Consider the following 26,620-nt stretch of genomic DNA (forward strand, 5'->3'; position numbering starts at 1 on the left):
CATCGAAGAAGGGGGCGGCCAGGACGCTCTCGATACCAGCGGTCTCGGGCTGCTGGACACCACCGGCATCAAGAAAGTGACCCCGCGCGCCGAGGCGTAGAAATGCCGGGCCTTCGAGTCCGAAGCTGGCGAGCAGCACCTAGAAGCTCACCCGAGCACCAATATAAGTGAAGGTGGCGCCGTCGAAATCTAAGCCCAACGCATCAGCGGGGGTAGTCTATTAGGTGACTGCAGCCACAGGATGGCGGTCCGCTGGTCGATATAGCGGCGGATCAGCCACGCGCAGGCCAGCCTGTCGTTCCAGGGACACTGGCGCCTTGCCCACCGACGGTCTTGGTAGCCCCCACTTCGCAGGCGGGCGACTGGATGCCCGACGGGATGGGGAGTCGTCCGGCGCCAGGTTGGCGAAGGTATTGCGCAGCTTGCGGAAGGGCACTCTATATAGCCGTAGATATTTCTACAAATTTTGTTCCCTACTTACACATAGCCTTCACGGACTGGGAGCATGCCAAAATTCCCCCATCGCTTCCGTCTCCACGTTCATGCGTCCTCACTTTGCTCCGGGCGTTGTTGCTGCACTCGTCGCGGCAATGCTGTTTGGCGCCAGCCCCCCCATTTCCAAGTGGCTGCTCCAGACTGCCAGCCCCTGGATGCTTGCCGGGTTGCTGTACCTCGGCTCCGGGATGGGGCTGGGCCTGTATCGCCTGGCAACCCATGCCCAGCCTGTGGTGCTCCAGCGCAAGGAGATGGGCTGGTTTGCCGCCGCCATCCTGAGCGGAGGGGTCATCGGACCGGTCCTGCTGATGTATGGGCTGACCGGCATGCCGGCATCGGGGGCCGCGCTCCTGCTCAATGCCGAAGGCGTACTGACCGCGCTGCTGGCCTGGATGGTCTTCAAGGAGAATTTCGACCGGCGCATCGTGCTCGGTATGCTCGCCATCGCCGGTGGTGCCGTCATCCTGAGCTGGCCGGGTGAAGCGCGATTTGCGGGAGCGTGGCCAGCGCTGTCCATTCTCGGTGCATGCCTGTGCTGGGCCATCGACAACAATCTGACGCGCAAGGTGGCACTGGCCGACGCGACCTGGATAGCCGCGCTCAAGGGCTCAGTCGCAGGCAGTGTCAACCTGGCCCTGGGGCTGCTGCTCGGTGCGGAAATTCCTGGCCCGGGGCCCGTGCTGGCGGCCTTGGTTGTGGGCTTGTTGGCCTACGGTATCAGCCTCGTTCTCTTCGTCATCGGCATGCGCCATCTGGGCACCGCGCGGGCCGGGGCCTATTTCTCCGTTGCCCCGTTTTTCGGCGCCATCCTGGCCATCACTGCCGGAGAACCGGTCACCCTCCCCCTTCTGCTCGCCGGCGCGCTGATGGCGCTGGGAATCTGGCTCCACCTGACGGAACGGCATGAGCACGCCCACGCCCATGAAGCGATGGAACACAGCCACGAACATATCCATGACGAGCACCATCAGCACCTGCATGACGCACTGGTTCCTCCGGGCACCAAGCACACGCACTGGCATCGGCATGAACCAATGGTGCATACCCACGCCCATTTCCCGGACGCTCATCATCAGCATCACGGCCACTAGGGTGAATTCACCTTAGCCCGCTGTAGATGCATGCAAGTTGCACGCAATAAAACATTCACACAATCCATTCGATATTTCCATAATAATAGAAACATGGAAACACTTAACGCTGCCGAACTGCTCGCCGCCCTTGGCCACGAGTCCCGCTTGAGCATCTTCCGTCTGCTGGTGGAGGCGGGGCCGGAGGGGGCTTTTGCCAGCGCGATCGGGGAGATGCTGGGGCTCCCAGCGCCGACCCTGTCCTTTCACCTGGCCCACCTAAGCCGCGTGGGCCTTATCCGGGGGCAGAAGGAGAGCCGTTTCATCCGGTACTCGGCAGCATTCGAGACGATGGACGAGCTCATAGCCTTTCTGACCCGCAACTGCTGCCAGGGCGAGGCCTGTCTGCCCAAGGCCGCCGCCTGCGACACCACCGCCAAGCGCAGAAATCCTGCTAGCGGCGTTTCAGCCGATTCAGCCGCAGCGTGTTGCAAGCCCGATGAACAAGCCGACCAGCCGAAACAATGACCATGTCCCAACTCAAGACCGTGCTGGTGCTATGCACCGGTAACTCCTGCCGCTCCCAGATGGCCGAGGCCATCCTCAATCACGAACTGGCTGGTCAGGTCCGCGCCCTGTCGGCTGGTACGCTGCCGCAACCCAAGGTAGCCGATGGCGCCATCGCCGCGCTGAAGGATGCCGGCCTGCCCACGGATGGCCTCTTGCCCAAAACCATCGACGCGGTGATGGATGAGCCCATCGACCTGGTGGTCACCGTCTGTGACAACGCCAAGGAGAGCTGCCCGATCTTCCCGCGCCCGGTGCCGCGCATGCACGTGCCCTTCCACGACCCGCATGGCGAGCCGCTTGAGAGCTTCCTGCGCGTCCGCGATGAGATTCGCGAAACCCTGGTGCCGGTGGTTCGTACCGCCCTGGAGCTGTAAGCGATGTCGGCTCAATGTGAAATGACCGCCAAGGTCGCCGCTGGCGCGCCAATGGGCTTCTTCGAGCGTTACCTGACGCTGTGGGTCTTCCTGTGCATCGTCGCCGGCATTACGCTGGGCCAGCTCGCACCTGGAGTTTTCCAGGCCATCGGTCGCCTGGAGATTGCCCAGGTGAATCTGCCGGTGGGCTTGCTGATCTGGGTGATGATCATCCCGATGCTGGTTAAGGTGGATTTCGGCGCCGCGCACGAGGTGAAGCAGCACGTGCGCGGCATCGGCGTGACGCTGTTCGTGAACTGGCTGGTCAAGCCTTTCTCGATGGCGCTGCTGGGCTGGCTGTTCGTGCGCAACCTGTTTGCGCCGATGCTGCCGGCGGACCAGCTCGACAGCTACGTGGCCGGCCTCATCCTGCTGGCCGCGGCACCTTGCACCGCGATGGTCTTCGTGTGGAGCAAACTGTCGGACGGCGACCCGTTGTTCACCCTGACCCAGGTCGCGCTGAACGACACCATCATGGTGTTCGCCTTCGCCCCGCTGGTCGGCCTGCTGCTCGGCATTTCGGCCATTACGGTGCCGTGGGCAACGCTGCTCACTTCGGTAGTGCTCTATATCGTGATACCGGTAGCGCTGGCCCAGCTGTGGCGCAAGGCCTTGCTGGCCAAGGGGCAGGCCGCTTTCGATGCGGCGATGGCGAAGATCGGGCCGTGGTCCATCTCGGCGCTGCTCGCCACGCTGGTGTTGCTGTTCGCCTTCCAGGGCAAGGCCATCCTGGAGCAGCCGCTGGTCATCGCGCTACTTGCGGTACCGATTCTTATCCAAGTGTTCTTCAACTCGGCCCTGGCCTATTGGCTCAACCGTGCCGTCGGCGAGAAGCACAATGTGGCCTGTCCGTCGGCGCTGATCGGGGCATCCAACTTCTTCGAACTCGCCGTCGCGGCGGCCATCAGCCTGTTCGGTTTCGAATCCGGCGCGGCGCTGGCCACCGTGGTCGGCGTCCTCATCGAGGTGCCGGTGATGCTGCTGGTGGTGAAGGTCGTCAATGCGTCCAAGGGCTGGTACGAGGCCCGCTGATTTTTCCGAGGAGATCGTCATGAAAAAACTCGAAGTGTTCGATCCGGCCATGTGCTGTTCGACCGGCGTGTGCGGCGTGGATGTGGACCCGGTGCTGGCCCAGTTCGCCGCCGACCTAAAGTGGGTGGAGGAGCATGGCGTGGAGGTCGCCCGCCACAATCTCGGCCAGGAACCCCAGGCTTTCGCCGCCAATCCGGCGGTGCTCAAGGAAATGGAAGCCGGCATGGACCGCCTGCCCGTCGTGACGGTGGATGGCCATATCGTCTCCACCGGCATGTATCCGTCGCGCCAGCAGCTGGTGCAGAAGCTGGGCATCGTACTGAAGACAGAAGAAAAGCCGCGCATCAAGATCAGCGCGGCCGGTGGCTGTTGCGACCCGAAGTCCGGTTGCTGCTGACCCTAGGAGACGGACCATGGCCCTCCCGCGCACCGATACGCGTTACCTGTTCTTCACCGGCAAGGGCGGCGTCGGCAAGACGTCCCTGTCCTGCGCCACCGGCCTGGCGCTGGCCGAAGCCGGCAAGCGGGTACTGATCGTGAGCACCGACCCTGCGTCCAATCTGGACGAGGTGCTGGGCGTCACGCTGGGCCAGGTACCGACTTCCGTTCCCGACGCGGCGGGCCTGTGCGCCCTCAACATCGACCCGGAAGCGGCGGCCCATGCCTACCGGGAACGGATGGTCGCCCCGTACCGCGGCATCCTGCCGGCGGCAGCCATCCAGAGCATGGAGGAGCAGTTCTCGGGGGCGTGTACGGTGGAAATCGCCGCTTTCGACGAGTTCTCCAAGCTGCTCGGCGATCCGGCGGCAACGGCCGACTTCGAGCACGTCATCTTCGACACCGCGCCGACCGGCCACACCTTGCGCCTGCTGACGCTCCCTTCGGCGTGGGACGAGTTCATCTCGTCGTCCACCGGTGGTGCGTCCTGCCTCGGCCCGCTGGCCGGCCTCGAGAAGCAGAAGGCCTTGTACGCGGCCACGGTGGCGCGCCTGTCGAACCCGGCGGAAACCACGGTGATCCTGGTCAGCCAGCCAGAAATCGCATCGCTGCGGGAGGCCGAGCGCACGCGGGGAGAGCTGGCGGAACTCGGTATCCGCAACCAGATGCTGGCCATCAACGGGCTTTTCGCAGCGGCACAAACCGACGATGCGATTGCCGCCGCCATGTCGCGACGGGCTGCCGAAGCCCTGACCCAGATGCCGGCCGAACTCTCCAGGCTGCCCGGCTGCACCATTCCCTTCCTGCCGAAAGGCACGGTTGGCCTTGATGCGCTGAGGGTGATGGCCCATCCGGAAACCGCAGCCCCCGCCATATCGAGCGACATGCCGGCCACCAAGCTGCCGCCGGGCCTGGCCGGCCTGGTGGACGAGATGGCGTGTTCCGGCCACGGCGTGGTGATGACCATGGGTAAGGGCGGCGTCGGCAAGACCTCGGTCGCCGCGGCAATTGCCGTGGCCCTCGCCCGGCGCGGCGGCAAGGTCGTGCTGTCCACCACCGACCCGGCGGCGCACGTGGCGGCGACGCTGGACGGGGCCATCCCCGGCCTGTCCGTCACGCGTATCGACCCACTCCGGGAAGTGGCGGACTACACCGCGGAAGTCCTCTCCAAGGCTGGCAAGAGTCTCGACGCCGGTGGCCTGGCGATGCTGGAGGAAGACCTGCGTTCGCCATGCACCGAGGAGATTGCGGTCTTCCGCGCCTTCGCCCGCACCGTGGATGAAGGCAAGGACGGCTTCGTGGTGCTCGACACCGCACCGACCGGCCACACCATCCTGCTGCTCGATGCCGCCGAGGCCTACCACCGGGAAGTCATGCGCACCCAGGGCGACATGCCGGAGTCGGTGCGCCAGCTGCTGCCGCGGCTGCGCGACCCGGCCTACACCCATGTGTTGATCGTGACGCTGCCCGAAGCCACGCCCGTGCATGAGGCCGAGCGCCTGCAGGGCGATCTGGCCCGGGCCGGCATCACGCCCTACGCCTGGGTCATCAACCAGTCCCTGCTGGCCAGTGGCACCGCCGACCCGCTGCTATGCCAGCGCGGCACCTGTGAAGTGCCCTTCGTGCGGCGTGTGGCCGACGAGTTGGCCACGCGCTGTGCGCTGATTCCGTGGCTGCCCGAAGCCCCGGTGGGTAAAGCGGGACTGGAGCAGCTGGTTCACTGACAGCGTCTGGTGATGCCTTGCACGTCCGCGAGTGCGCCGGGACTCAGTCGGTCACCGTAACGGTTGCCGTCGCCCCCCTCCCCGGCCACCCCTGCATGCGCGAACGGACATCGCCTGTGCGCCTGGATACCATTGACGTACATATCGATGAATATGGCATCACCTCCGCGCGCATCCAGCATGACGAAATGCACGCTGGATCAAACTATGGCCGACCCGCCGTGACAGGAAACACAGTCTGAAAGGCGCCGGTTGGATAACCTGCATCCCATCCTGAATCCCAACGGTATGCTGCGATGCGCCTCTCGCCCTTCACCAAACTCTGCTCCGCCCTGACCCTGGCTGTCCTGTCCCTGGCCACCCAGCAGGCCAATGCCAGCCTGATCTCCATGGACACCCGCTTCTCGTCCAGCGCCCCGCTGCCAACCGCCGACGCCTATCGCACCGCGATCGACCAACTAACCGCCGTGGCGCCGACCACCGGCTATGGCAGCACCAGCCTCGTCTCTTTCGACAGTGTCTCGAATCAGAGCGTATTCGGTTCGGCCACCAACATCGCCTTCCGCTACAACGTGAGTTTTGGCTCAAACAGCGCGGGTGCCTGGAACTTCCGCATCGGGCCTGATTTCGGCAATGGCGGTGCGGTTTTCCTGGATGGCAATCTGATGGGCTTCAAGACCAACAACATGTGGTGGGACGGCTCCTATGCCTCCACTACCCAGGACTTCGAATTCCTGACCAATCTGGACTCCGGCAACCATCTGCTGCAGATCTACGGCCTTGAGAACTGCTGCGATGGCCGCCAGCAGGCCCAGTTCCTCGCCCCTGGCGACACGGCTTACACGTCCTTCAGCAGCACCGACGGTCACAATCCCCACGCAGTTCCGGAGCCGGCCAGCCTGCCGCTGGCCCTCAGCGCAGGCGTGGCCCTGATCGGCTGGCAGCGTCGCATCCGTCGCCAGCGGACCGCCGGCTGATACTGGCTGCGCCCGTCAAGCGCCAGGTCTTGACACTTTTGAGCCAGGAGCCCGCACCGCGCGGGCTCCTGGCCGTTTACGGGTGTGCAGCAATTCACTCCGCGGACGCCCGCAGCCCCTCCGCCAGAGTGGCCACCGACGACGCGGCGATCTCCCGCGTTACCTGCATCACCGTCCGCGTGGCCAACGTCAGCGCCCCGTGGGGCGACATGGCCAGCGCCAGGTAACGGGGCACCTCCGGTTCCACCAGCCTGGACGCCTGCAGGCGGCAGTGCTTCATGGCTGCGGCAATGGCGTAAGGCCCGAGCAGCGCATAGGCGCTGCCGTCCGCAGCAATCTGGGTCTGCAGGCTGAGGCTGTCGGCCTCGGCGACCACGTTCAGGCTCACGCCGTGCTGGGCGCTCAACTGGTCGAACTGGTCACGCCAGCTGTTGGGCCGGCAGAACATCACCAGCGGCAAGCCATCCAGCGCCGAGAAGGCCACCGTCGGCCCGGCCGTCAAAGGATCTCCGGCCGCGCTGACCAGGTAGGTCGGCGCCTCGGTCAGATAGGTATCACCGTTCTTCGGCAGCGCACTATGGCGGAACAGGATCGCCAGATCCACATTGCCACTCTCCAGCCAGGTCTCCAACTGGGCACCCTGCCCTTCGCGCACGCTCAGCTGGATCAGTGGATAGCGTTCCCGCAGCTGGTAATACAGGGTGCTGACCAGCGAATGCGCGGTGGACGGCAGGATGCCGATGCGCACCGTGCCGATCGGCTTGCCGGCGGTGGTACGGATGTCGTTGGAGAGCTGCTCGGTGCTGGTCACCCAGGTGCGCACCTTGGGCAGGATGCGCTGGCCGAGCTCGGTCAGCACCACGCCCCGGCCGGTGCGCTGGAACAGGCGTCCACCACATTCGTCTTCAAGCTCGCCGATCTGCCGGCTCACATGGGGCTGGCTGGTCCGGTAGGCCACCGCCACCTTGCTCAGGCTGCCCAGTTCCACCGCGTCGAGAAACAGCTTCCACGCCGAATAGTCCATTTCCGACCTCGCCAAAACCCATGTCTGATCAGTATATCTGAAATACAAGAATTGCCTCTTCCTGCATATCAGACCCCTTCCTATACTGCAGCCATGCTCGATGACCGACACGGCAAGAGCTGAACAAGTCGTTGAATAAACTGCGTTTACTGGCCTCAGAGCGACACCCCGGAAATGCCTTCCGGATTCCTCCGGAGCACCCGGGACCGCGGCCGGCGCAGGCGATCGACGACCACTCCACCTACCAAAGAGGAAATACATCATGACCCTGGATCTTCGTGGCCTCGTTCCCGCCCCCGTCACCCCCTTCACCCGCGACGGCGCCGTCGATCACGACGCCATCCAGCGCCTCGGCGCCTGGCTCGGCGGCATCGACGGCGTCAAGGGCCTGGTGGTGCTAGGCCATGCCGGCGAAGGCACTTTCCTGTCCCAGGACGAACAGGCGGCCGTCATCGAGAGCTTCGTGAAGTCCACCGACGGCCGCCTGCCGGTGATCGCCGGCATCACGCTGGAAGGCACCGCCGTCGCCGCCGAGGAAGCCAAGCGCGCCGTCAAGGCCGGGGCCGCCGCCGGCCTGGTCTACCCGTCCCACGGCTGGCTGCGCTTCGGCTACCAGAAGGGCGCGCCGCAGGACCGCTACCGCGCCATCTACGAGGAAAGCGGCCTGCCGCTGATCCTCTTCCAGTACCCGGACGCCACCAAGGCGACCTACGACCTGCAGACTCTGCTGGACATCTCGGCCCAGCCCGGCGTCTTCGCGATGAAGAACGGCGTGCGCAACATGCGCCGCTGGGACGTGGAAATCCCAATCATCCGCCGCGAACGCCCCGAACTGCAGATCCTCACCTGCCACGACGAGTACCTGCTGCACACCATGTTCGACGTGGATGGCGCACTGGTCGGCTACGGCAACATCGCGCCGGAACTGCTGATCGAGCTGATCAAGGCCGGCAAGGCCAAGGACTACCCGAAGGCCCGCGCGATCCACGACCAGTTGCTGCCGGTCACCCGCAACGTCTATCACCGCGGCTCCCACATGGAAGGCACCGTCGCGCTGAAGCACGCGCTGGTCGCCCGCGGCATCCTGGAGCACGCCACCGTGCGCTCCCCGCTGCTGCCGCTGGCCGAAGGCGCCGACGTGGAGATCGCCAACGCGATGCGCGCCGCCGGCATCGTGCGCTGACCCCACCGGGGATCGCAGGCGACGCAGGCCGGCGTCGCCGGGCAGTCGGCAGCAAGACCGCGGACTGCCCATCAGGCCGAAGTGTTACCGTAGCCGCCCCCTGGGGATTCGATCCTCCAGGGGGCGCGCGCCGAGCACCTATATAAGAAAGAGACTGGAGACAAAATGGACACCAAAGTGGCCGCTTTGGGGGCGGGCATCGCCCCTACGGCGGATCAGCACCTGGCCGCCAATCAGCAAGGGCGCGCGGCACAACTGCTCTTCCGCATCGAGAACGTGCCCTTCTGCCGCTGGCACACCAAGGCCCGCGTCATCATGGGCAGCGCGACCTTCTTCGACGCCTTCGACGCGCTCTCACTGGCCTTCGTGATGCCGGTGCTGGTCGGCCTGTGGCATCTCGGCCCGACCGAGATCGGTGTGCTGATCGCCGCTGGCTACCTCGGGCAGGTCATCGGCGCGCTGCTGTTCGGCTGGCTCGCCGAGCGCCGCGGCCGCGTCCCGAGCGCCACCCTGGCGGTCGGCATCATGTCGGTGATGAGCGTCGCCAGCGCCTTCACCGGCAACTTCCAGATGCTCTTCCTGGCCCGCTTCATCCAGGGCATCGGTGTCGGCGGCGAAGTGCCCGTTGCCGCCGCCTACATCAACGAGTTGTCCCAGGCCCACGGGCGCGGCCGCTTCTTCATCCTCTACGAGCTGATCTTTCCGCTGGGCCTCCTCGGTGCCGCGCAGATCGGCGCCTTCGTCGTGCCCCGCTTCGGCTGGGAATACATGTTCCTGATCGGCGGCATCCCCGGCATCCTGATCGCCGCACTGATCCTGCGCCTGTCCGAATCGCCGCGCTGGCTGATCGCCAAGGGCCGCCTCGACGAGGCCGAACGCATCATCGAACGCCTGGAAGCCGCCACCAACAAGCGAAACCTCGACCCGGCACGCGACCGCATCGAGGTCGACGCCCGCCTGGCCAGCCTGCAGGCCGGCCTGCAGAACCCGCGCAAGGCCTCGTGGAAGGAACTCTTCTCGCCGATCTATCGCGGCCGCACACTGATCGTGTGGGTGTTGTGGGCCAGCAGCTACTTCGTCGCCAACGGCATCAACAACTGGCTGCCCAGCCTCTACAAGACGGTCTATCACCTGCCGCTGCAGGAATCCCTGCACATGGCCTCCATCTCCAACGTGCTGAGCACCTGCGCCGTGCTGGCCTGCGCCTTCCTGATCGACCGGGTCGGCCGCCGCCGCTGGGCAATGGGCTGCTTCGTACTGAGCGGCGCGCTGCTGGCCACGCTGGGCATCCTGGGCGCCGACGATCCCCGCTCGGTGATGCTGCTGGCCTCCTCGGCCTACGCGGTGATGGGCACCACGACGGTGATGCTCTACCTCTACACCCCCGAGATCTACCCGACCCGCATGCGCGCCATCGGCACCGGCCTCGCCACGTCGTGGTTGCGCGCCGCCTCCGCCGCCGCCCCGGCCATCGTCGGCGTGGTGCTGAGCGGGCAAGGCGTCGCCGCGGTCTTCCTGATGTTCGCCCTCACCACCATCGTCGGCCTGATCGCCGCCACCCGCATGATTGAAACCACCAATCGTGCGCTGGAGGAAATCTCTCCCTGAGCCTCTGGGGAAGCACCACATCGACATCGCGATACATGCGGCCAGCAAGGGCTGCAGGGACGGTATCGCCCTGAAAAAGACAAGGAACCGCCCCGCCGCCACGACGGGGAACACGGTCACAGGATTGGATTGGGGACACCATGCAATTCACAACATCCATCGACAGGCGCACCCGCGCGATGCTCGCCGCCGGCCTCTGCGGCAGCTGCCTGCCGCTTGCCGCGCTGGCCGACGACGACGCCCACGAACTGGAACTCAAGGCCCACGGCGTTTACTGGGCCGACAAGGGGCTGGCCTACCCAACCGCCAAGACGCCCAAGCCGCAACCCGCCGCTTACGAACAGAGCGCGCTGGGGCTGGAACTCAACTACCGCTCGCCCTACTTCCTGGGCGGCGTGGCCGGCTTCGACGCATCGGTCTATAGCGTCAACCGGCTCGGCGCCAGCGGCGTGCCGACCACCCAGTTGGTCGAGGTGGGCAACAACGGCCGCCTGGAAAACGGTTACCAATCCCTCGGCCAGGCCCTGCTCAAGCTCCGGCTCGGCGACAAGGCCGTCGTCAAGCTCGGCCGCCAGTTCCAGGACAGCTTGCTGCTGAAGAGCACCACCAACCGCGCGGTGCCCGACACCTACTCCGGCGTCAGTGCCATGCTGCGGCCAGCCGACGGAGTGAAGCTCTATGGCGCCGTGTATGACCAGTACCGCAGCCGTACCACCGGCGAGTTCGTACATTTCAGGACCGAGGCGAGCGGCCGCAACGGCATCGACTACATCGCCGTCCTCGGCGGCAATTACGTGCGCGGGCCGCTGGAGCTGACTGCCGAATACCTGCACGCCAAGTCCTACCTGGCCAAGAGTGCGCTGATCGCCGCCTACACGATTCCGCTCGGCACCGACCGGCTGAAACTGTCCGGCGGCTATCTCACATCCCGCGACGCCGGCTCACTGTTCGTCTGCGGCGCCGAGAAGGACATGGACTGCACCGGCAGCGGCCGCATCTCCAACCGGGGCAGCGGCGCCTACGTGGACGTCGCATGGACGGTCCGCGACTTCACTATCGGCGGCGCGCTGACCAAGATCAGCGGCTTCTGGATAGAAGACAACTACGCCGTCGATGCGGATCGGACCGGGGCGCTGACCCAGGATCCGGGCACCAATCCCTTTCCGACCCAGGCCGTCGTCGGCCCGGACTTCACCAATCGGGACGAGACCGCTGCCCAGATCCGTGTCGCCTACGACTGGAAAGCCCTGGTCCCCGGCCTGAAGACCGCCTACCGCTACGTCCGCGGCACCGGCGCCCGCAGCAGCAATCTGGTCAACAACGTGGAAGGCCGGGAGCAGTACCGGGAACTGGATGCCCGCTATGAACTGCCTTTCGTGAAGAACGTCAGCCTGCGCTACCTGTTCATGACCTACGACTCCCAGGCCGACGGGCGCACGGCGAGCCAGACCCTCAACGGGCTGACCCGCCAGGACTGGCGCCAGCACCGCTTCTACATCGACTACAGCTATCGTTTCTGAAGCAGCAGTACGCAGCAGATCCCTGTGCAGCAACTTACCTCCCCGCCCACCGGTGGGGAGTTTTTTAGCGGACGTCGCAGGAGCGCCACGGCCACCCCGCCGTGCTTCGTCGCCCTGCCCTCCGCGCCAGCAGCTCACTGGCCTTGCGGATACCAGACAACGGCCTGGCGCCGTCCGTCCTTAGTCGTGCTGCCGACGGCCACCGCGCGGCCACAACTGTCCAGCGCCACCGAGCTTGCCCGTTCGTCACCCTCCGTCCCCCACTGCCAGGCTTTCACGAGCGTCCCGTCGCTGCGCACCTTGAGCAGGAAGAAGTCACTGGCGCCCGCCGCCGGCTTCGTGGCAAGAAAGCTCCCCGTGGTCTCACCGTACAAATAGAAGTTGCCCTGACCATCGACCTTGAGGTCGGTCAGCCATTCGGCGCCGCTGGTCCCCAGCTGGAAGCTGCTGAGCACAGCGCCATCGGCCGGGTTGATGCGGGCCACGAAGACATCCTGGTTGCCGGCGGACACGCCACCACGGAACGAACCCGCCACCGACCCGGCAATCAGCAACGAACCGTCGGACAGCGCCTTCAGCACCGCCACGTTGTCAACGCCGGCGGTCGTGTAGCGGGCCGTCCACTGAACAGCGCCGCCGGCACCGAGCTTGCGCACGAACATGCCGGCACGGCTGCCGCTGGTCACCACCCCGCCGAGGAAAACCGAACCATCCGGCAGCACCGCCAAGCTGGAGGCGTAATCCTGCTCGGCGCTCTCCGAGCGGTGGCTCCACACCACTGACAGGGTACTGGCATCACCCGGCCTGGCGGCACGCAGCCGGTAGGCGCTGGCATCCGCCCAGGCGTCTACGTAATTGCTCGGGATGTAATCGTCGTTGTAGCCGCCGATGTACAAGTCCTCGTTCGACGTGGCGACCACGCGACGGGGATGCTGCGGAAACACATCACCGAACTGGGTCACCGCCCACGGATCAGAGGGACGTGAGCCGCCGATGCTGGCCACGAAGATGTCGAACTGCCCCTGGTTGCCCGCGCCCGACAATACGCCGCTGGTCCGCCCGACGGCATAGACCGTCCCTGACTGCGTCATTGCCAGGGCCTCGGCCACGTCGGCGCCGGCGGAATCCAGGCGATCGCCGCCATCGAACTGCAGGCTGCCTGCACTCGACAGGACGCGCACGACACCACGGGCATTGCCGGCCGGCTCAAGGGAAGTCTGCCCAATCATGCCGCGGTCGTAGCCGGCGAGCCAGATGCGATTGCCGGCATCCACGAGCACGTCGTTCCATTCGCTGGCGCCCTCCTCCGCCGGCTGCAAGGTGGCTTCCGCCGGGATCGACAGGCAGGCCAGCGGATTGTCGACGGGCGGCGCGGGCGGACTGCTGCCACCTCCACCGCCACAAGCGCCCAATATGGGCAACAACGCCACGACCAGGGCTGCATGACGGAATGAGAAACGGGTCTGGAGCACTTTTTTCATGTCTTTTCGGATCTGTTGGGTTGAAAACACGTCAGGCAGCCAGTATTTCTCTTGCATACCCCCGAATCTATGACGAATTCAACAACATTCCCGCGCTGCCGCATGCGGCCCACAACGGGGATGGACTAGCGCGCCGGCGGCCGTAAGGAACAAAATCGCGCTCCCGCGCCGCAGCGCGCCGTTCGTACGCACAAGACCTATAAAAGGAGACACGATGCTCTCGCAACCGGACCACCTCGTCCGCCATTTCCGCGATGTGCTCGTCTGGCCGGTCCAGATCAAGCCGGGCTTCACGGGGGAGAACGTGGCCCGCATCCACGAACGGATCACCGGCAGCAGCCACTGGGCGCCGGTGGACGACGAATTCACCACCGACCCGGCCGACTTCCAGGAGCGTCACTACAAGGAGTTCGTGGCCTTCCTGCCCTACGTCCAGCGCTTCCTGTACGGAGATGGGCGCTCGGCGACCGGCGACGGCCCGCCCAACCGCTCGGCGCCGATGGCGGTCTACCGGCGCACCGACGTGGCCGGACTGAACGTCGTACTGCGCCCCGGCGACGCGCCCATCTCGCTGCGCATCGCCCACGTGGATCTCTACCTCTTCCTGGATCTCGATGTGGCGATGCTCAACGTGGAAGTGGCCGCCGACGACCTGCCGCTGGCCACCGCCCTGGAACTGCTCTACCGCTTCGGGCGCGCCTACCCGACCGGCTGGGACGCCAGCGGCCAGGGTGTGCACAACGTCCACCGCAGCGAACTCCTCGACCGCGACGGCCGTGTGCTCGCCACCTCGGACTCGGAGAAGCGGGAACGCTACCTGCGCTTCGTCTGCGAGCACCGGACGCCCTGCGTCGGCGCCCTGTGGGCCTGCCTGCTGCGCCCGCTGGTGCAGGACGCCGAGTGCAGCGACAGCGACCTGAGCTACCGGCTGCTCGAGTACTACCGCATGCCGATGATGGCCTACCTGGCCCTCGACGAGCCGCGCAGCCTCAGCCGCGAGGACTTCATCCGCATCGGCTTCGTCGCCAACCTGCCATCCCGCGACCCCGTGCCGACCAAGGATCCGGCAGTGATCCGTTTCGAGCGCCTGCACTGCGAGGACCGCTTCTGGACCGATAGCGACGACGGCCCCAACAGCCGCTTCATCTGCACCGGCAATGCGCTGGTGCTGGTGGGCGAAGCCGGCTCCGACTACTTCCGCGATCCCGAGCACGGTTTCCTGGCGCGCTTCCGCCACCAGTACTTCCTGGTCTTCCTGATCGCCCACTTCCACCGCGCCGCGCTGCTGTCCTTTTCCGACGGGCTGGCCAGCGCCGTGAATGAACTCGACATCCGCAACAGCGAATCCGTGCGCCGTTTCAAGCGCCGCATCCGCCAGTCCTTCGAGGCTTTCCTGCGCTTCACCCATCGCTACTGGTTCCACGAGGTCTCCGAGCAGGGGCTGGTGCAGGCCCTGTTTCAGCGCACCACACGCCTGCTGCGCAACGACGAGCTATTTGGCCACGTGAAGGACCAGGTCCGCGAGATGAGCGCCTACCTGGACAGTGACAGCCAGCGCCGCCAGTCCGGCACCGTACTGCGCCTGACGGTGGTGACCATCTTCGGCCTGATCGCCACAGTGGTCACCGGCTACTTCGGCATGAACCTGTTCAATTTCCCCGAGGTGCCGGGTACCTACAAGCTGGTCCAGCTCGGGCTGGTAAGCGCCAGCACGCTGGCCCTGGTGCTGTTCGCGGTAGCCCGCTCCAAGCGCCTGTCGGACTTTCTGGAGGCGCTGTCCGACGAACGGCTTTCCCGCCGCGCGAAGTGGGTCGCCCTGGGCCGCGTCTTCAGGAAGATCTAGCCCGGAGATACCCACCAACTTGAACTACACGCGGGCGACCCCTTAAGCATTCGATGAGCCAACCGTCGCCGGAAGCTATTTATACCCGGATTTTATTCTCATATTATTTAAACCCGGGTATTATTCTGCGCAGATCAACTCATCTAGCCCGACCGTGTCCTCATCCAGCCCCACGACCTACACCACCTTTGACGGCGTCCGACGCATTGCCAGCGGCAACCTGGAAAACAACGCCCTAGCCGCCAGGCATGCACTCAACGCCAACGCAAGCGGTCCCGTACTCACCTTCGATGACAGCACGGGCCGGCTCGTGGATATCGACCTGCGCGGCAGCGATGCAGAAGTGCTCGCCCGCCTGGCGTTGAGCAACGCCCCCACCACGTCCGAACCGGAACCGAGCCTCGAAACCCGCGGCCGTGGCCGCCCCCGGCTGGGCGTCGTTGCGCGGGAGGTCACGCTGCTGCCCCGCCACTGGGACTGGCTCGCCTCCCAGCCCGGCGGCGCATCCGTCACCCTGCGCAAGCTGGTGGACGAAGCACGCCGGGCCAGCACCGAAAAGGACGACCGCCGCCAGGCCCAGGAGCGTGCCTATCAGTTCATGTCCGCACTGGCCGGCGACCTGCCCGGTTTCGAGGAAGCCTCCCGTGCCCTGTTCGCGGACGACCGGGTTGCATTCATGCAGCGCACCGATGCCTGGCCAGCAGATCTGCGCGACCACACCCGCCAGCTGGCTTTCGGTGACGAAGCCTGATGGCCGCCGACCGGCCCGACAAACTTTTGCGGAGACTCACAATGACCGTAGAACGCACAACGAAACGCATCCTGAAACAACAATACCTGGACGTACCCAGTCGTGCCGGCGTCTACGCCGTACGGAACCTCGTCACCGGCCGCGCTCTGGTAGCCGGCAGCGCCAATGTCCAGGGCGCGCTCAACCGGCATGTGTTCGAGTTGCGGCAGGGCAAGCACCGCGACGCGCAGTTGCTAGAAGACTGGAAGGCCCATGGCGAAGCCAGCTTCGTCTTCGAGGTGGTCGATCGGGTCAAGCCCCGCACTGAGCCCGATTTCGATGCGGCCCGAGAACTCGAACTGCTGGTCGCGCTGTGGCGCCTTGAAATGCCCTGCGGCGGAGAACGGGGCTACGGCGCCTGAAGTCCCCCGTCCTGTCAGGATTCGACAATTCACGGAACATCGGTGGACGAAGGTGCTCCAATGCGGGAGCCGCGCACCGGAGCCCTCCCCGGCGCGCGGCTCAGCATCACCACCGCCCTGCAGCAGGGGGCGCCCCGTTCCTCAAAACGACTAACAAGACACGCCAGGAATCCTTCATGACACAGCAGACCACCCTTGCCCCGACCATTACGCTGCCCAATGGCGTCGCCATGCCCCTGCTCGGCCTCGGCACCTGGCCGATGAACGACCAGGAAGCCGCCCACACCGTCGCCGACGCCATCGGCCTGGGCTATCGCCTGATCGATACCGCCGAGAATTACGGCAACGAGACCGGGGTCGGGGAAGGGATCCGGCGCTCGGGTGTGCCCCGCGACCAGCTCTTCCTCACCACCAAGTTCAACCGCCAGTGGCACAGCGTCGCCGGTGCGCGGGAAGCCTGCGAAGCCAGCCTGAAACGGCTGGGTCTCGATTACATCGACCTGCTGCTGATCCACTGGCCGAACCCGGACCAAGACCGCTACGTGGACGCCTTCCACGGTCTGGCCAAGCTGCTGGAAGCCGGCCTGGTCCGCGCCATCGGCACGTCCAACTTCAAGCCGCAGCACCTGCAGCGCCTCTTCGACGCCGGCTTGGTGCCCCACCACAATCAGATCCAGCTTGATCCATACCACCGCCGCGACGATCTGCTCGCCATCCATAAGGAACGCGGCATCAGCACCGGCGCCTGGCGGCCCCTCGGTTGCGGCAATGCGATGCTCGCCGACCCGGTGATCACGAGCATCGCCGAAGCCCACGGCCGGACCGCCGCGCAAATCGTCCTGCGCTGGATCGTCCAACAAGGCGTCGTGACCACCCCCAAGTCCGCCAACCCGATCCGGCTGGCCCAGAACCTGGCGCTGTTCGACTTCACGCTGTCGGACGCCGAAGTGGCCGCCCTCGATACCCTGGACCGGCCCGACCCGACGATGCTCGACGCCGACACCTTCGGGCACTGAACCGTCAGCGCACGGCCTTGCTGCCCCCCTCCCCGGGCAGCAAGATCTGAAATCTGCTAATATATGGTTTGACTACAAAACATATATTTCAGATCCGATCATGGGTATCGTCAAGATTTCCGAGCAGATGCACGAGAACCTGCGTCTGACCAGCGGCGCGCTGAGCCGCTCCATCAACGCGCAGGCCGAGCACTGGCTGCGTGTCGGCATGCTCGCCGAGCTGAACCCCAACCTGCGCTACGGCGAGATCTGCCAGCTGCTGATCCAGGCCGAGCAGCAGACCGCCGACGCCAACGGCTTGTCCGCCGAAGCAGGAGTGGCCGCATGAGAGCCCTGAAACAAGTCCCCATCCGAAGCGCGGACGAGATCGCCCTGTCCCGCCACGCCGGCGGCCTCGCTGCCGACGTGCTGCGGATGATCGGCGAATACGTCAAACCCGGCGTCAGCACCGACGAACTCGATCAGCGCTGCCACGACTACATCGTCAATGAACTCAAGGCCATCCCGGCCAACGTCGGCTACCACGGCTACCCGAAGACGGTCTGCGCGTCGGTCAACCACGTGATCTGCCACGGCATCCCGTCGGACAAGAAGCTGAAGAACGGCGACATCGTCAATATCGACGTGGCCGTCATCAAGGACGGTTGGTTCGGTGACACCAGCCGCATGTACTACGTCGGCGAACCCAGCATCCTCGCACGGCGGCTGGTCCGCACAACCTACGAGGCGATGGTCGCCGGCATTCGCCAGGTGCGCCCCGGCGCCACGCTGGGCGACGTCGGTCACGCGATCCAGACTGTCGCCCACCGGGAAGGCTTCAGCGTGGTGCGCGAGTACTGCGGCCACGGCATCGGCGACATCTACCACGACGAGCCGCAGGTCCTGCATTACGGCCGCCCGGGTGAAGGCCTGCGTCTCGAACCCGGCATGGTGTTCACCATCGAACCCATGATCAACGCCGGCCGCGCAGCCACCCGCCAGTTGCCTGACGGCTGGACGGTGGTCACCAAGGACCGCTCCCTGTCGGCCCAGTGGGAACACATGGTCGCCGTCACCGATACGGGCTTCGAGGTACTGACCCCGTGGCCGGACGGCTACGGCGATTACCCGGCGATCGTACCTGCCGCGTAACGCATAGGAAAAAGGCCGGAGCGTGTGGCTCCGGCCCTGGTCAGTTGCTCGAACGGCCGCCGGAATCCCGGCGGCCGTTTCACATTCAGGCGACGGAACTGCGGATCAGGTGATCGAAGGCGCTGAGGGAAGCCTTGGCACCCTCACCCATCGCGATGACGATCTGCTTGTACGGCACCGTGGTGCAGTCACCGGCTGCGAAGACGCCCGGCACCGAGGTCTGACCCTTGGCATCGACGACGATCTCGCCGCGGTCGGACAGCTCGACCGTGCCCTTGAGCCAGTCGGTGTTCGGCAACAAGCCGATCTGCACGAAGATGCCTTCGAGTTCCACCTGCTTCTCCTCGCCGCTGACTCGGTCCTTGTAGCGGATACCGTTCACCTTCTGGCCGTCGCCGGTCACTTCGGTGGTCTGCGCCTGGGTAATCACTGTCACGTTGGGCAAGCTGTTGAGCTTGGTCTGCAGCACCGCGTCGGCACGCAACTGGTCGGCGAACTCGAGCAAGGTCACGTGGGAGACGATGCCAGCCAGGTCGATGGCCGCCTCGACACCGGAGTTACCGCCACCGATCACCGCCACGCGCTTGCCCTTGAACAGCGGGCCGTCACAGTGCGGGCAGAAGCACACACCCTTGGCCTTGTACTCCTTCTCGCCGGGCACGTTCATCTCGCGCCAGCGGGCGCCGGTGGACAGGATCACCGTCTTGCCCTTCAAGGATGCGCCGTTCTCGAGCTGCACCTCGACCACATTGCCCGGAATCAGCTTGGTGGCGCGCTGCAGGTTCATCACGTCCACCTCGTACTGCTTCACGTGCTGTTCAAGCGCGGCGGCGAGCTTAGGCCCTTCGGTCTCCTTCACGGAGATGAAGTTCTCGATGCCGAGGGTATCCATCACCTGGCCGCCGAAACGCTCCGCCACCACGCCGGTACGGATGCCCTTGCGCGCCGCGTAGATCGCCGCAGCCGCGCCGGCCGGACCACCGCCGATGACGAGCACGTCGAAGGCGTCCTTGGCGGCAATCTCTTCCGCCGCACGGGCAGCCGCGCCGGTATCCAGCTTGGCGACGATCTCCTCGATGGTCATGCGACCCTGGCCGAATTCCTGGCCGTTGAGGAAGACTGTCGGCACCGCCATGATGCGGCGCTCATTCACCAGATCCTGGAACAGCGCGCCGTCGATCATCGTGCTGGTCACGCCCGGGTTGAGCACGGCCATCAGGTTGAGCGCCTGCACCACGTCCGGGCAGTTGTGGCACGACAGGGAGATGAAGGTCTCGAATTCGAAGCGGCCCGGCAAGGACTTGATCTGCTCGATCACCGCCGCATCCACCTTGGGCGGATGGCCGCCGGTCTGCAGCAGCGCGAGGACCAGGGACGTGAACTCGTGCCCCATCGGGATGCCCGCAAAGTGGATACGCGGCGCCTCGCCCGGCACCGCCACACCGAAGGACGGGCGCAGGCTGTGCGTGCCATCCTCGCGCAGCGAGACCTTGTCGGAAAGTTCGGCGATATCGACGAGCAGGCCGCGCAGTTCCTGCGCCTTGGCGCTGTCGTCCAGGGAAGCGACCACCTCGATCGGGCGCTGGAGCTTCTCGAGATAGGCCTTGAGCTGGTTCTTGATATTGGCGTCGAGCATGGTCGTATCCTTATTTGTGTGTGCTGCGTTCAGGCCCCCATGCCTGAACGGTGAATGGACACATCATATCGACGGAAGATGCATTGCTCCAATTGATTGATGAAATCGATTCAATACAAAATCCCTATCGATTTCTATCTCACTCAATTGGGCCGTGCCGAGATCAATAAAGGCCACGCGTAAGTCCCTGCCGGCATGTTCTTTTTTGTATTGCTGGCATTCTTGGGCTGTAACAGGAATCTGACGCTCAGGCTTGCGTTCACATTGGTGCCTGCGAAGGGCACAAACACCTCTCCTCCGCTTGCAGGCAGGGCCACCGGCACACTGAGGCCACTGATCTGAATACCGCTGATGAGCGCCTGGATCTCCGGCGTCACGGCGAATACCAGCGTGTAGCCAGCCCGGTCGTTGGTCCGGACAGTCAGGCTTACACCGTTCGGGTTGTTCTTCGATGGAACATCCACATAACCATGCCCACTGGACAGATCATCGTTGCCAATGACCAGCTGGCTGGGCTGAATCGAAGTGGAATGGGCATAAGCTTGGACGGCGACCCCCACGTTGAGGTGCCCGGTACCCTGCTTGCCCACCGCTTGTAGCGGCAGCAACAATGCGTACCCCAAAGCAAGCCCGAAAGCCAACATGTGCAGGATACGGCCAGGCCGTTGAGTACGCATGCTCGACAGGGCAAGCGTTTCATGTCGAAGGACGTTTGGATTGTTCATGGTGAAAGTCCGTTTGCAGGCCGGCTCAATAAGTCATCGTCACCGTGATGGTGGAGTCCTGATAATTCCCTGGCACCACGTTCGGGCTGGGCGGGATCAGGCCATAGACGGTTGGTGTTGCGGTGTAAGTGGTGTTCTTGCAGTTGATTCCGGACGCCGATGCAACCTGGCTGCCGCCGGTGCCGTCGCCCCAGACAACGGTATGCGCGGCATCCATGTACAGGTTGTAATCGAGCCGGTTGGTGCCACTCTGCATCTGCCGCGGTGCATAGCTGCTGGCCGCACCTTTGCTAAGGCTGATCGAGTAGCTCAGGGTATTGCTACCCGAACAGGTGCAGGACACCGACAGACTGGTGGAGATGGCGAGGCTTGGACTGCTCAGGTAGTTGTACACCCCGAAATTGAGGCCAGGCGCACTGACCGAACACGATATACCGGCCCACGCGGTCGATACCCAAAGGCTCGCCAACACGCTGACGGACAAGCTGCGCAGCGGGCTGCGTCCACAGGTCTTGGCCATTTCCGAAAGAAAGCTCATGGTTTGATCCCCTTGCAAACATAGGTGCCCAGATTCGGAACCGGATCCCCCGGATTCACAGCCTCCGGGTAGTCCACGGACAACTCACACCCCTGCTCACCCCAGACGACCTTCAAACGGTTATGCGCCTGGAGGCCCGTCAGATAAACCTGCCCGCCATAGCCGACCGGAAATGCATCTGGCCTGCCGACGATCGTCACAACCGCCCCCGCCGGAAGGTCGTCTCCCGTCTCCAAACGCAGGGTCACCACCGCCCCGAAGGAGCGGGCGACCGCAAACGGAAGCACCGTTCCGGCCCGGAAGAACGGCTCCGCTTCGAGAGCCAGCGCCCCAACCGTCGCGTCATACGGCAGATCCAGTTGCTCGATGGAGATCGGGTTTCGCTCGTAAGCCCGAAGACGAGGCAACAAGGCCTCGCCTTTCTCGTTCGTGACCCCCACCAACTGGTTGTCGGCATACACCCGCACACCCGGGTAGCCGGGCACCTGCACCAGCGCAAAGCTGTCGGTGATCTTGCGGCTGGCGTGGACGCTCCCTCCCAGGAAGGTGATGCCTCCCGATGCCATCAGGCGTGTGGCGGTTTGACCGCGCTGAGACGCCGCATCCATCCCATAGCTGCCCGTGTTGGTCTGCATGGTCAGCGCGGCCCGCACACTGCCGGCATCGCCGGCCTGGACCTGGTAGCCCGTTCCTTCGCCGGCTGGCGCCGCCTGCTGGAACTGCACGAAGCTCTCACCCTTGCCGTCCATCTTGTTGATGTTCACCATCGTCGCGGTACGCGGACCGAGCGGCAACGTCCAGTTGACGCCGAATGCGAGCCCTCCCTTGGGACCCAATGAGCGACCGACGGAAACACCGAGAAAGCCGAAGGGATCAAAGCCGGTACTGAAACTTGCCGACGCAATGCGCACCTTATCCGTCTCCCGATTCGCCTGCGCCACGTAAGCCACACCCAGCGAGCCCACCATGCCCAAATTAAGGCCCGCGTGGTAGTTGCTGATCCGCTGCGGCGCCGGCCTGCCCGCCTCGACACCAAGCGGGCTGAAACCCGGGGTACTCACCTGGGTGTAAGCCCCCAGGCTGAACAAATACCCCTGATGCTCGAAGCCCAGTGCGCCCAGCTTTCCGCTCTGGCCGGCGCCACGACCTGTCGCAAGCGCCGCATTGAAGACGCCGAGCGGCGTCATCATCAACGCCCCGCCGAGCCCCAGCGTTTGCCGCCCGGCCTGCGCCTCGGCACGCAATTCGCCCGTGAAGCTGTCGCTCAGCCCCTTGCGATGGGTGCCTGAAGCCATCCATCCACCGTAATCGCCATCGGCAAGGCCGTAGTTCCGCCGCAGCGCGCCGACCTCGTACGAAAAATCCTCTCGCCCGTGGGCCAGCACACTTGCGCTCTGATAGAAGGGCTGGCTGATCACCTGCTCCCGCCCCATCATGTCGCGCACCACCACCCTCACGTCACCGGAGCCGGTCACCACGGGTATGTTGTTGATCGAAAACGGTCCGGGCGGCACCTCGCGCCGGGAACTGAGCATGTTGTTCACGTAGACGTCGACGGTGGACGGCAGCACAGCGGTACCGGATGCGTTGTGCATCGGCATGGTGACGAGATTCGGCTGGGTTGCGAAATTAGTCGCGTACTGCAGCCCACCAAAGCGAACAGCCCGCCCCCAGCTCCCCCCACGGCTGACGGCGTCGCCCGCCCGCAGGCTTGCCAGGCTTTCCGGGCGGTCGTGGGTCCAAGTCGTGTCCAGGCGCGTCAGTCGCCGCTGGCCCTCGCCGTCCAGCCCAATAAAGGTCGCAACGCCCACCCCCAGACGATTGAAGAGCGCCCCTTCGAACAAACCGGTATAGCCCGTCGCGCCCGCCGTGGTCGTCGCCATCAGCTCATAGTTGAAAAACCCGCCCAGGCTCGGCTTGACCATTGGGCGTTGGGTCTTCGCCTTGTCTTCGGTGACCCACGGAAGAAAAGCCGCTGCCGGCAGCGTGATGGCCAGGCTCTGACTGCGCTCATCGAAAGTCACCTGGGCACCGGCGATAGCGGAGAGCCGGAAATAGTCCTGTCCGTTATGGCGTCGCGGGGCCTCGTTCGGCACATGCAAACGCCAGCGCTGCAGGTCTTCCGCCGTGGCGAAAAAATCATCGGCACCAGCGTTCTCACTCCGCATTTTCAGCATGAATGCCGTTTCATCGAGCCCCTGCCCATTGATGTCCACCTGCAGGAGGACCTCCTCGGGCGTCTCCTGCTTGGCAGCAAGCGGTGTTGGCCGAGCTTCGTCACCATCGGCACGGGCGATCCCGCAGGCCATCATCACGATGAGCAGCAGTGACGGAGCAAAGCGCGCTTCATCGCGGTTCAGCAACCAGCTCAGTATCGACAGGGCTCGCATCCGAATACGCTTTCAGATGAAGTCGTCCATCCGCCGGAAAAGACATCCCAGGACGAGGATCCAAGGACCAGCCGCGCTCCTGCCCAGGCAGCACATAAGCAAAGCCGCTGACGGTCACCAGCGGCTCTTCGCTGCCCGCTGCGGAAAGCACCAAGTTAGCTACCTGCGCATGAGCATTGCCGCGATTACCCGCCGTCAGGCGCAACCGCCCGCCCGTCTCCCGCACGACCTTCCAATCCAGCACGGGGGCGACCGTAGCCTGAGGTTTGACGAAGATCGGCAGGTTCATCTCCAGCGCAATCTGCACCCCCGCAAACTCAGGCTTGCGCGGACCGGGCACCTCCTTCAGCAAGAGCCGGAACGCACCTTCCCCATCCACGGCAGGCCGCCGGGCGGCCACCCGAATGATCTGCACCCCGCCAGCCGGTATCGTGAAAATTGGCGGTGTGGCCAAGATCTCCGTAGTCGGCGCATAGACTTCGCGCCCTTCCGACTGCGACCAGGCGAGGGGCTGCAACTGGATGATCACCGGCTCGTCGGCCGACTCATTACGCACAGTCAGCGCAAAGCTGGGTTGCCGGGGCGACAACTCCACCCGTACGGGTGACACCGTAAAGTTGGCAGCCAGCACTGCTGGAGCCGACAACAGGGCTACCGCAGTCAAGCACCGTCGGATCATGCCGGGTGTACTGAGTCTCATCAGGTTCTCTCCGCAATTGGGCAGCCCGAATCCGGCCCCTCGCATCCCCCGTGTGCCAGGGGCCGGATTCGTACCCGTTGGTATCAGTACGTTACGGTGATCGTCACGGTGTCGTTGTAGCTACCCGGCACGGCATCGGGCTGATAGGGAATGCGGCCATAGATGGTCTTGACGATCTCGGTGCTATAGCCTTTGCCCGAATCCCCCACCGTGCTGCCCGTGGTATTGCCCCAATTGCTGCTGCGGCCGGCATCGCTGAAAAGCTGGTAATTGAGCTTGTTGGAGCCACTGGTCATGATGCGGGTCGTCGTCGTTGCGCCCGACGTACCACCCTCGTTGAGACCGATCTCAAAAGGGGTCGTGTTGGTGCACTTCACCCCCACCGTGGAGGTGGAATCCTGCGGGTTGGTGTTGTCCGGCGTATAGGCTGCAAAAGTCAGCGCATTCGTCGTGGTGACCGTGCAGTTCTTATTGACGGTGGCGCTGACGCCAAATTGGCCGGTGGCGGTCGCTGCGAGTGCGAAGGTGGGCAGCAGTGCGAGGATGGCGGCAGCGGTGCCTGCTTTCAGTACGAGTTTGCTCATTGCGTGCTCCTTTGAATGTTTGTAGTGGCGGTGCGCCTTTACGGGTACCTGCGGCATCACGCTGTCGGTCAAAACGTCTTTCAGGCTTCAGGCCCGGAAGAGATTGGTCGAGCAACATAACGACGCGCCTCTATGGCAAACAACAAAAAGCACAAGTCGTGCCAATAAAATTTTTCTTTTTAAATCATATATTTGTGTTTTATTTTCATCAAAATCATATTTATGCGTAAGTTTTTTCGACGATTTTGATGTTTTTATTGATTTTTACAAATCAATCCAGAATATTTCATGCCTGAGCCGACGGATTTGCCCGATCGCTTAAACGATTAACGCCCCTTTCAACCAGCGCCGTTTCCGCCGCCATGCGCAGCACGTCACGATCTCTCCGCCACACAGACCATTAAGCCTGTGGCGCCCTTGTAAGAAAATCCGACACAATCGCGGCACCATCAGCCCAAGAGCAACGCCTCCACCCAAAGAGAGGGGCGAGCTCTTACCGAGGAGACCATGACCATGCCCTTTCTTCGCATCGCCGGACTCACCGCTCTGGCCATGCTCGCCTTCGCCGCCAACTCCCTGCTATGCCGGCTGGCGCTGCGCGACGGCCACATCGATGCGGCGAGCTTCACTGCGCTGCGCGTCTGCTCCGGTGCCCTCATGCTGTGGTTGCTGCTGCGCCTGCGTGGCGGCGGAAATGGCGCAACCCATGGCAGCTGGCCGTCGGCGCTGGCGCTGTTCGTCTACGCCGCCGGCTTCTCATTCGCCTACCTGAGCCTCTCCGCCGCCACCGGCGCGCTGCTGCTGTTCGGCGCGGTGCAGGCGACGATGATCGGCTACGGCCTGTGGCATCGAGAACACCTCAATCGTCTGCAGAGCACCGGCCTGGTGCTCGCCGCCGCGGGCCTTGTTGCGCTGGTCCTGCCCGGCCTGTCGGCTCCGCCGCTGGTCGGATCGCTGCTGATGACACTGGCCGGCGTGGCCTGGGGCATCTACTCCCTGCGCGGCCGCGGCGGCTCAGACCCAGCCGCCAGCACCGCCGGCAACTTTGCGCGGGCCGCGCCGATGGCACTGGCACTGAGCGCATTCACGTTGTCGCACGCGCAGACCGACATGGCCGGCATCGCCTACGCCCTCGCCTCCGGCGCGTTGGCCTCAGGCATCGGCTACGTGATCTGGTACATGGCAATGCCCCAGCTGCGCGCCGCCAGCGCTGCGAGTGTGCAGCTCAGCGTACCGGTCATCGCCGCGCTGGGCGGCGTGCTGTTCCTCGGTGAAGCGATCACCCCGCGCCTGGTGTATTCGTCCATCGCCATCCTCGGCGGCATTGCACTGGTCATTACCGGGCGCCGGCGCTAAGTGTCGATACCGCG

The 26,620-nt window shown here is 64.5% G+C and carries 26 protein-coding genes; 17 read left to right on the forward strand and 9 right to left on the reverse strand.

The genetic code is table 11. The annotated features are described in order from the left end of the window. Window positions 1-189 precede the first annotated feature (189 nt). A complete protein-coding gene (locus ACE3RX_RS16290) occupies window positions 190-465 on the reverse strand; it encodes a chromate resistance protein ChrB domain-containing protein (RefSeq protein WP_374486068.1) in 276 nt (91 codons plus the stop codon). Window positions 466-542: 77 nt separating this feature from the next. Here ACE3RX_RS16290 and ACE3RX_RS16295 point away from each other — a divergent pair, with 77 nt between their 5' ends. The 7 genes from ACE3RX_RS16295 (at window position 543) to ACE3RX_RS16325 (ending at window position 6,719) form a co-directional block, all read left to right on the forward strand. Continuing rightward, complete coding sequence (locus tag ACE3RX_RS16295) at window positions 543-1,586, forward strand: EamA family transporter (RefSeq protein WP_374485967.1); 1,044 nt, start codon at window positions 543-545, stop codon at window positions 1,584-1,586. Window positions 1,587-1,679: 93 nt separating this feature from the next. Then, window positions 1,680-2,093, forward strand: coding sequence for an ArsR/SmtB family transcription factor (locus ACE3RX_RS16300; RefSeq protein ID WP_374485969.1), 414 nt, complete (start codon window positions 1,680-1,682; stop codon window positions 2,091-2,093). A 2-nt stretch (window positions 2,094-2,095) separates the two neighbouring features. Further along, window positions 2,096-2,509, forward strand: a complete 414-nt coding sequence (locus ACE3RX_RS16305) for an arsenate reductase ArsC (RefSeq protein WP_374485971.1) — start codon at window positions 2,096-2,098, stop codon at window positions 2,507-2,509. A 3-nt stretch (window positions 2,510-2,512) separates the two neighbouring features. Beyond that, window positions 2,513-3,580, forward strand: a complete 1,068-nt coding sequence (arsB, locus tag ACE3RX_RS16310) for an ACR3 family arsenite efflux transporter (protein WP_374485973.1) — start codon at window positions 2,513-2,515, stop codon at window positions 3,578-3,580. A 19-nt stretch (window positions 3,581-3,599) separates the two neighbouring features. Next, window positions 3,600-3,977 carry an arsenite efflux transporter metallochaperone ArsD gene (gene arsD, locus ACE3RX_RS16315; RefSeq protein ID WP_374485975.1) on the forward strand — a complete coding sequence of 126 codons (378 nt, stop codon included), beginning with the start codon at window positions 3,600-3,602 and terminating at the stop codon, window positions 3,975-3,977. Between the two features lie 16 nt (window positions 3,978-3,993). Further along, complete coding sequence (arsA, locus tag ACE3RX_RS16320; RefSeq protein WP_374485977.1) at window positions 3,994-5,742, forward strand: arsenical pump-driving ATPase; 1,749 nt, start codon at window positions 3,994-3,996, stop codon at window positions 5,740-5,742. A gap of 296 nt (window positions 5,743-6,038) precedes the next feature. Beyond that, window positions 6,039-6,719, forward strand: a complete 681-nt coding sequence (locus ACE3RX_RS16325; protein WP_374485979.1) for a CCXG family PEP-CTERM protein — start codon at window positions 6,039-6,041, stop codon at window positions 6,717-6,719. Between the two features lie 94 nt (window positions 6,720-6,813). Here the strand turns inward: ACE3RX_RS16325 and ACE3RX_RS16330 are convergent, their stop codons facing one another. After that, complete coding sequence (locus ACE3RX_RS16330; protein ID WP_374485981.1) at window positions 6,814-7,743, reverse strand: LysR substrate-binding domain-containing protein; 930 nt, start codon at window positions 7,741-7,743, stop codon at window positions 6,814-6,816. A 262-nt stretch (window positions 7,744-8,005) separates the two neighbouring features. On the opposite strand from ACE3RX_RS16330, the gene ACE3RX_RS16335 reads away from it, so the two are divergent. The 3 genes from ACE3RX_RS16335 (at window position 8,006) to ACE3RX_RS16345 (ending at window position 12,054) form a co-directional block, all read left to right on the forward strand. Then, a complete protein-coding gene (locus ACE3RX_RS16335) occupies window positions 8,006-8,926 on the forward strand; it encodes a dihydrodipicolinate synthase family protein (RefSeq protein ID WP_374485983.1) in 921 nt (306 codons plus the stop codon). 165 nt (window positions 8,927-9,091) lie between these two features. Continuing rightward, on the forward strand, window positions 9,092-10,534 hold the full coding sequence (locus ACE3RX_RS16340; protein WP_374485985.1) for an MFS transporter: 1,443 nt from the start codon (window positions 9,092-9,094) through the stop codon (window positions 10,532-10,534). A 140-nt stretch (window positions 10,535-10,674) separates the two neighbouring features. After that, window positions 10,675-12,054, forward strand: coding sequence for an OprD family outer membrane porin (locus ACE3RX_RS16345; protein ID WP_374485987.1), 1,380 nt, complete (start codon window positions 10,675-10,677; stop codon window positions 12,052-12,054). A 134-nt stretch (window positions 12,055-12,188) separates the two neighbouring features. Here the strand turns inward: ACE3RX_RS16345 and ACE3RX_RS16350 are convergent, their stop codons facing one another. Further along, window positions 12,189-13,535: a hypothetical protein gene (locus ACE3RX_RS16350; RefSeq protein ID WP_374485989.1), complete on the reverse strand. Its 1,347-nt coding sequence runs from the start codon at window positions 13,533-13,535 to the stop codon at window positions 12,189-12,191. Between the two features lie 214 nt (window positions 13,536-13,749). Here ACE3RX_RS16350 and ACE3RX_RS16355 point away from each other — a divergent pair, with 214 nt between their 5' ends. From ACE3RX_RS16355 to map, 6 genes are all read left to right on the forward strand, one after another. Continuing rightward, entirely contained in the window at window positions 13,750-15,378 is a 1,629-nt protein-coding gene (locus tag ACE3RX_RS16355; protein WP_374485991.1) for a CorA family divalent cation transporter, read from the forward strand. Window positions 15,379-15,532: 154 nt separating this feature from the next. Then, the gene (locus ACE3RX_RS16360) at window positions 15,533-16,129 is read left to right on the forward strand and encodes a DUF2239 family protein (RefSeq protein WP_374485994.1); all 597 of its coding nucleotides are present in this window, start codon (window positions 15,533-15,535) and stop codon (window positions 16,127-16,129) included. 41 nt (window positions 16,130-16,170) lie between these two features. Beyond that, window positions 16,171-16,530 carry a GIY-YIG nuclease family protein gene (locus ACE3RX_RS16365; RefSeq protein ID WP_374485996.1) on the forward strand — a complete coding sequence of 120 codons (360 nt, stop codon included), beginning with the start codon at window positions 16,171-16,173 and terminating at the stop codon, window positions 16,528-16,530. Between the two features lie 176 nt (window positions 16,531-16,706). Beyond that, window positions 16,707-17,546, forward strand: a complete 840-nt coding sequence (locus tag ACE3RX_RS16370) for an aldo/keto reductase (RefSeq protein WP_374485998.1) — start codon at window positions 16,707-16,709, stop codon at window positions 17,544-17,546. Between the two features lie 100 nt (window positions 17,547-17,646). Further along, window positions 17,647-17,874, forward strand: coding sequence for a ParD-like family protein (locus tag ACE3RX_RS16375; RefSeq protein WP_374486000.1), 228 nt, complete (start codon window positions 17,647-17,649; stop codon window positions 17,872-17,874). Beyond that, window positions 17,871-18,677 (forward strand): type I methionyl aminopeptidase, encoded by an 807-nt coding sequence (gene map, locus ACE3RX_RS16380; protein ID WP_374486002.1) that lies wholly within the window; start codon window positions 17,871-17,873, stop codon window positions 18,675-18,677. Before ACE3RX_RS16375 ends, map begins: the two co-directional genes overlap by 4 nt. Before the next feature lie 85 nt (window positions 18,678-18,762). Here the strand turns inward: map and ahpF are convergent, their stop codons facing one another. From ahpF to ACE3RX_RS16410, 6 genes are all read right to left on the reverse strand, one after another. Then, complete coding sequence (gene ahpF, locus ACE3RX_RS16385) at window positions 18,763-20,313, reverse strand: alkyl hydroperoxide reductase subunit F (protein WP_374486004.1); 1,551 nt, start codon at window positions 20,311-20,313, stop codon at window positions 18,763-18,765. Window positions 20,314-20,456: 143 nt separating this feature from the next. Further along, on the reverse strand, window positions 20,457-21,038 hold the full coding sequence (locus ACE3RX_RS16390) for a hypothetical protein (RefSeq protein WP_374486006.1): 582 nt from the start codon (window positions 21,036-21,038) through the stop codon (window positions 20,457-20,459). A 25-nt stretch (window positions 21,039-21,063) separates the two neighbouring features. Then, on the reverse strand, window positions 21,064-21,576 hold the full coding sequence (locus tag ACE3RX_RS16395) for a spore coat U domain-containing protein (protein ID WP_374486008.1): 513 nt from the start codon (window positions 21,574-21,576) through the stop codon (window positions 21,064-21,066). Further along, window positions 21,573-23,966 carry a fimbria/pilus outer membrane usher protein gene (locus ACE3RX_RS16400; RefSeq protein ID WP_374486010.1) on the reverse strand — a complete coding sequence of 798 codons (2,394 nt, stop codon included), beginning with the start codon at window positions 23,964-23,966 and terminating at the stop codon, window positions 21,573-21,575. The genes ACE3RX_RS16395 and ACE3RX_RS16400 overlap by 4 nt, the downstream gene beginning before the upstream one ends. Continuing rightward, window positions 23,923-24,666, reverse strand: a complete 744-nt coding sequence (locus ACE3RX_RS16405) for a molecular chaperone (RefSeq protein WP_374486012.1) — start codon at window positions 24,664-24,666, stop codon at window positions 23,923-23,925. Before ACE3RX_RS16405 ends, ACE3RX_RS16400 begins: the two co-directional genes overlap by 44 nt. 83 nt (window positions 24,667-24,749) lie before the next feature. Beyond that, window positions 24,750-25,250, reverse strand: a complete 501-nt coding sequence (locus tag ACE3RX_RS16410; RefSeq protein ID WP_374486014.1) for a spore coat U domain-containing protein — start codon at window positions 25,248-25,250, stop codon at window positions 24,750-24,752. Between the two features lie 513 nt (window positions 25,251-25,763). Between ACE3RX_RS16410 and ACE3RX_RS16415 the strand changes: the two genes are divergently transcribed. Beyond that, window positions 25,764-26,606 carry a DMT family transporter gene (locus tag ACE3RX_RS16415; RefSeq protein ID WP_374486016.1) on the forward strand — a complete coding sequence of 281 codons (843 nt, stop codon included), beginning with the start codon at window positions 25,764-25,766 and terminating at the stop codon, window positions 26,604-26,606. Window positions 26,607-26,620: the final 14 nt, after the last annotated feature.

Origin of the sequence: Zoogloea sp., assembly GCF_041914405.1 — a bacterium.
Classification (GTDB): Bacteria; Pseudomonadota; Gammaproteobacteria; order Burkholderiales; family Rhodocyclaceae; genus Zoogloea.

Bases quoted from the DNA above. Each gene is read 5' to 3' on its own strand.
- ACE3RX_RS16300 (WP_374485969.1), top strand. From the start codon at position 1,680: ATGGAAACACTTAACGCTGCCGAACTGCTCGCCGCCCTTGGCCACGAG.
- arsA (WP_374485977.1), top strand. From the start codon at position 3,994: ATGGCCCTCCCGCGCACCGATACGCGTTACCTGTTCTTCACCGGCAAG.
- ACE3RX_RS16295 (WP_374485967.1), top strand. From the start codon at position 543: ATGCGTCCTCACTTTGCTCCGGGCGTTGTTGCTGCACTCGTCGCGGCA.
- map (WP_374486002.1), top strand. From the start codon at position 17,871: ATGAGAGCCCTGAAACAAGTCCCCATCCGAAGCGCGGACGAGATCGCC.
- arsD (WP_374485975.1), top strand. From the start codon at position 3,600: ATGAAAAAACTCGAAGTGTTCGATCCGGCCATGTGCTGTTCGACCGGC.
- arsB (WP_374485973.1), top strand. From the start codon at position 2,513: ATGTCGGCTCAATGTGAAATGACCGCCAAGGTCGCCGCTGGCGCGCCA.
- ACE3RX_RS16335 (WP_374485983.1), top strand. From the start codon at position 8,006: ATGACCCTGGATCTTCGTGGCCTCGTTCCCGCCCCCGTCACCCCCTTC.
- ACE3RX_RS16325 (WP_374485979.1), top strand. From the start codon at position 6,039: ATGCGCCTCTCGCCCTTCACCAAACTCTGCTCCGCCCTGACCCTGGCT.
- ACE3RX_RS16350 (WP_374485989.1), bottom strand. From the start codon at position 13,535: ATGAAAAAAGTGCTCCAGACCCGTTTCTCATTCCGTCATGCAGCCCTG.
- ACE3RX_RS16375 (WP_374486000.1), top strand. From the start codon at position 17,647: ATGGGTATCGTCAAGATTTCCGAGCAGATGCACGAGAACCTGCGTCTG.
- ACE3RX_RS16355 (WP_374485991.1), top strand. From the start codon at position 13,750: ATGCTCTCGCAACCGGACCACCTCGTCCGCCATTTCCGCGATGTGCTC.
- ACE3RX_RS16305 (WP_374485971.1), top strand. From the start codon at position 2,096: ATGTCCCAACTCAAGACCGTGCTGGTGCTATGCACCGGTAACTCCTGC.
- ACE3RX_RS16340 (WP_374485985.1), top strand. From the start codon at position 9,092: ATGGACACCAAAGTGGCCGCTTTGGGGGCGGGCATCGCCCCTACGGCG.
- ACE3RX_RS16395 (WP_374486008.1), bottom strand. From the start codon at position 21,576: ATGAGCTTTCTTTCGGAAATGGCCAAGACCTGTGGACGCAGCCCGCTG.
- ACE3RX_RS16400 (WP_374486010.1), bottom strand. From the start codon at position 23,966: ATGCGAGCCCTGTCGATACTGAGCTGGTTGCTGAACCGCGATGAAGCG.
- ACE3RX_RS16415 (WP_374486016.1), top strand. From the start codon at position 25,764: ATGCCCTTTCTTCGCATCGCCGGACTCACCGCTCTGGCCATGCTCGCC.
- ACE3RX_RS16390 (WP_374486006.1), bottom strand. From the start codon at position 21,038: ATGAACAATCCAAACGTCCTTCGACATGAAACGCTTGCCCTGTCGAGC.
- ACE3RX_RS16405 (WP_374486012.1), bottom strand. From the start codon at position 24,666: ATGAGACTCAGTACACCCGGCATGATCCGACGGTGCTTGACTGCGGTA.
- ACE3RX_RS16345 (WP_374485987.1), top strand. From the start codon at position 10,675: ATGCAATTCACAACATCCATCGACAGGCGCACCCGCGCGATGCTCGCC.
- ahpF (WP_374486004.1), bottom strand. From the start codon at position 20,313: ATGCTCGACGCCAATATCAAGAACCAGCTCAAGGCCTATCTCGAGAAG.
- ACE3RX_RS16330 (WP_374485981.1), bottom strand. From the start codon at position 7,743: ATGGACTATTCGGCGTGGAAGCTGTTTCTCGACGCGGTGGAACTGGGC.
- ACE3RX_RS16370 (WP_374485998.1), top strand. From the start codon at position 16,707: ATGACACAGCAGACCACCCTTGCCCCGACCATTACGCTGCCCAATGGC.
- ACE3RX_RS16365 (WP_374485996.1), top strand. From the start codon at position 16,171: ATGACCGTAGAACGCACAACGAAACGCATCCTGAAACAACAATACCTG.
- ACE3RX_RS16410 (WP_374486014.1), bottom strand. From the start codon at position 25,250: ATGAGCAAACTCGTACTGAAAGCAGGCACCGCTGCCGCCATCCTCGCA.